Origin of the sequence: Sandarakinorhabdus sp. (genome assembly GCF_031422795.1) — a bacterium.
In the GTDB taxonomy this organism is placed as follows: domain Bacteria; phylum Pseudomonadota; class Alphaproteobacteria; order Sphingomonadales; family Sphingomonadaceae; genus Sandarakinorhabdus.
In genome coordinates this window covers 1-2,853 of record NZ_JANPML010000387.1, presented here as the reverse complement: position 1 = coordinate 2,853, position 2,853 = coordinate 1, and the positions used below count along the sequence as shown (strand labels likewise).

Genomic DNA, 2,853 nt, shown 5'->3' with positions numbered 1-2,853 from the left:
CGATCTTCCCCGCGCCGTCGCTTTCTGGGAAGCCATGGGCTGGCCGCGCAAGGCCCGCAAATTCGAAGCCATCGCCATGTTCCAGTGCGGCGGCCTGGCCTTTGCCCTCTACCCGTTCGACAAACTGGCCGAAGATTGCGGGATGCAGGATCGCGGCCCCGGCTTCGGCGGCTTCACCCTGGCCCATAACGTCAGCAGCAAGGCCGAAGTCGACGAACTCCTGGCTCGCGCGGTGGCCAATGGAGCATCCCTGCAAAAGCCCGCGCACGATGCCTTCTGGGGCGGCTACTCAGGCTATTTCTGCGATCCTGACGGTCACCCGTGGGAGGTGGTCTACAACCCGTTCATGCTGCCGGGGCCTGATGGGGCGGTGACGTTGGCGGATTGAGTTCCCTCACAGCTGGCGCGGGGCATCCATACGCTGGTGCAGGATACGGATGACGGCGATGCCATCGTCCAGCACCCGGAAATAGATCATGTGCTGTTCGACAGCGCGTCGCCGGTAACCGGGGCTGATATGGTCGCACGCGGGGGCCTGATAGGGTGCTGCCGCCAATGCCGTGCACGCTGCTTCGATCAGATCGGTGTAACGCATGGCCTGCGCGAGCCCCCATCGTGCCACCGTATCGTCAAACAAGCCCTCGAGATCGTTCTGCGCCCGTGGGCTCAGCCGAACTTCAGCCATGCTGGGCTGCCTTGCGCTGCTTAAAGGCGGCAAAATCGAAGCGTTCGGCCGCGCCACTCTGTTCGCCGTCGATCAGCGCTTGCCTGATCCTGTCCATCTCCCATGTCCGTTCCTGCGCACGGCGGATCAGGTCGCGGATGGCTTCGCTATCGTTGGTATAGTTCCCGGCAGCGATCTGGCTGGCGATCCAGTCATCCTGCTGTGCGGTCAGCGTAATAGTTTTGCGCACGGTGGCCATTTTCTGCACTCCTGATCACACTATTGGTGCAGTTTCGCATATTCACCACAGCGCCGCAATCATGCGGGCTACGCATCTGTTCCGCCAGCAGCGCCGGCTCGGGCAGCGGCAGCGATGCGATTGACCGCGTCGGCCACGGCAGTTTGGGCGGTGTCGATCACCAGATCAACCTCCGGCCAGGGTTCAAAGGCAAGAGCCACCACATGCGCCCAACCGGGCAGCGCATGGCCGGCAATTTCAGCGGTGCGCTGCTCGACCCGGCGGCGATGCTCGGCCCGGTCGCTACAGACGATCTCCACCTCCAGCAACGCACCATATCGGCCTGCGGCTCGCCAACCAGCGCGGCTGGCGGCAACCGGGTTCACACAATCGGCCAGCACGCCCATGCCCAGCGCCAGATTGGCCGCCGCCAGCGCATAGGCAACGCCATAGCCGGCCGCACCGAAATCGGCGCCGGGAGCATGGCGCAACAGCGCCTGCTCAATCTCGTCAACCCGCAGATAGACAAGGCCCAATTGTCGGGCCGCCGCTTTGGCGATGCTGGATTTGCCCGTGCCCGGCAGCCCGCCGAAGATGATCAGCGACGGCCGTTCCAGCATCACGGCACTGCCGCCTCCAGCTGCTCGCTCAGCAGTTCCAGTGCCGCCAGCGCAAACGCCACCATGTTGGCCTGCCGGTCGCTCGACCCCGTCGCGATGGTGCGCGCCATTTGCACCGGGCCGCTCACCGCCACCACGTCATGCCCGGCGGCATGGCCATAGGGATTGCCGTTCGGCCCGGCCGCGCCGGTTTCGCCGATGCCCCAGGTGACGCTGTGCTGTTTGCGGATGGTTTCGGCCATCAGCAGCGCGAAGGGTTCGGTGGCGGACATGAAGCCGCGCACGTCTTCGCGGCGCAGGCCGAGCAGGCGGTGGCGCGCCCTGGGCGTGTAGACGACGGCACCGCCGAGATAGAAGGCCGACGCGCCCGGCACGCTGAGCAGTGCGGCCGAGATCAGGCCGCCGGCAGCGGATTCGGCCACGGCCGCGGTTTCGTTGCGGGATTTGAGGCGCTCAGCGACGCGGGCGCCGGCGGCGAACAGGGTTTCCATGGTCATGCGCGCAGCTTGCCGCCTCTGGGCAGGGCCATCAATGAAAATCCCGGCTTTTCGGAATCACCCGCACATCTCGGGGGTGGCGCGCACGGGCCGGCGGCGGCGGTTTGCGGCCGGGCGGGCCATGAACCAGATCTTCGCTGGCGCGCGCCAGCGGCGTGGTGGCGTCGTGCGCGTCTGACAGGCGATCGAGCACGGCGCTCATATCGGTGATGCGCGTCGCCATCAGGTGCATCACGCCTTCGGGGCTGCGTTGCACCTCGCCTTCCACCTGCATCAGCCGGCTGGCCATGATCGCCCGGCGATAGGTTTCGAACAGCCGCGCCCACACCACCACGTTCACCACGCCGCTTTCATCCTCCAGCGTGATGAAGATGGCGTTGCCGTTGCCGGGCCGCTGCCGCACCAGCACGACGCCGGCCACAACGCTGCGCCGGCCATTCTTCGCCGCATTGAACTGCGCCGCGCTGAGCACGCCGGGGAACCAGCGCCGCAGCAGCCCCATCGGGTGGGCGCGCAAAGACAGCCGCAGCACCTGGTAATCGGCGGCGACCTCTTCGCCCGCTGCCATCAGCGGCAGATCGGCGCTTTCCTCCACGCCCAGATCGCTGGCGGCGGCGGCGGCGAACAGTGGCAGGCTGTCAGTCGGCGTGCGTAGCGCCTGCCAGCCGGCATCGCGGCGATTGAGATTGCGGCTGGCGCAGGCATCGGCATCGGCGAGCAATTTCAGCGCCCGCGCCGGCAGCCCGGCGCGGGCGAGATGTTCCAGGCTGCGGATCGGCCGGGCGGGCCATGAACCAGATCTTCGCTGGCGCGCGCCAGCGGCGTGGTGGCGTC

General features: G+C 67.0%; 6 protein-coding genes. 1 reads left to right on the top strand and 5 read right to left on the bottom strand.

The features are described from left to right. Positions 1-388 (top strand): VOC family protein (locus tag RMO81_RS13630; protein ID WP_310476438.1); only part of this gene is annotated, 388 nt, incomplete at its 5' end. 6 nt (positions 389-394) lie between these two features. Here RMO81_RS13630 and RMO81_RS13625 read toward each other — a convergent pair. The 5 genes from RMO81_RS13625 to RMO81_RS13605 all read right to left on the bottom strand — a co-directional run. After that, complete coding sequence (locus tag RMO81_RS13625) at positions 395-685, bottom strand: type II toxin-antitoxin system RelE/ParE family toxin (RefSeq protein WP_310476437.1); 291 nt, start codon at positions 683-685, stop codon at positions 395-397. After that, positions 678-923, bottom strand: a complete 246-nt coding sequence (locus RMO81_RS13620; protein WP_310476436.1) for a type II toxin-antitoxin system ParD family antitoxin — start codon at positions 921-923, stop codon at positions 678-680. The genes RMO81_RS13625 and RMO81_RS13620 overlap by 8 nt, the downstream gene beginning before the upstream one ends. 68 nt (positions 924-991) lie before the next feature. Further along, positions 992-1,522 carry an AAA family ATPase gene (locus RMO81_RS13615; protein WP_310476439.1) on the bottom strand — a complete coding sequence of 177 codons (531 nt, stop codon included), beginning with the start codon at positions 1,520-1,522 and terminating at the stop codon, positions 992-994. Beyond that, on the bottom strand, positions 1,522-2,019 hold the full coding sequence (locus tag RMO81_RS13610; protein WP_310476435.1) for a CinA family protein: 498 nt from the start codon (positions 2,017-2,019) through the stop codon (positions 1,522-1,524). Before RMO81_RS13610 ends, RMO81_RS13615 begins: the two co-directional genes overlap by 1 nt. Before the next feature lie 31 nt (positions 2,020-2,050). Further along, positions 2,051-2,853 (bottom strand): OB-fold nucleic acid binding domain-containing protein (locus tag RMO81_RS13605; protein ID WP_310476434.1); only part of this gene is annotated, 803 nt, incomplete at its 5' end.

What these genes read in the sequence shown, in the direction of transcription:
- RMO81_RS13625 (WP_310476437.1), bottom strand. Translation starts at nt 685, where the DNA reads ATGGCTGAAGTTCGGCTGAGCCCACGGGCGCAGAACGATCTCGAGGGC.
- RMO81_RS13620 (WP_310476436.1), bottom strand. Translation starts at nt 923, where the DNA reads ATGGCCACCGTGCGCAAAACTATTACGCTGACCGCACAGCAGGATGAC.
- RMO81_RS13615 (WP_310476439.1), bottom strand. Translation starts at nt 1,522, where the DNA reads ATGCTGGAACGGCCGTCGCTGATCATCTTCGGCGGGCTGCCGGGCACG.
- RMO81_RS13610 (WP_310476435.1), bottom strand. Translation starts at nt 2,019, where the DNA reads ATGACCATGGAAACCCTGTTCGCCGCCGGCGCCCGCGTCGCTGAGCGC.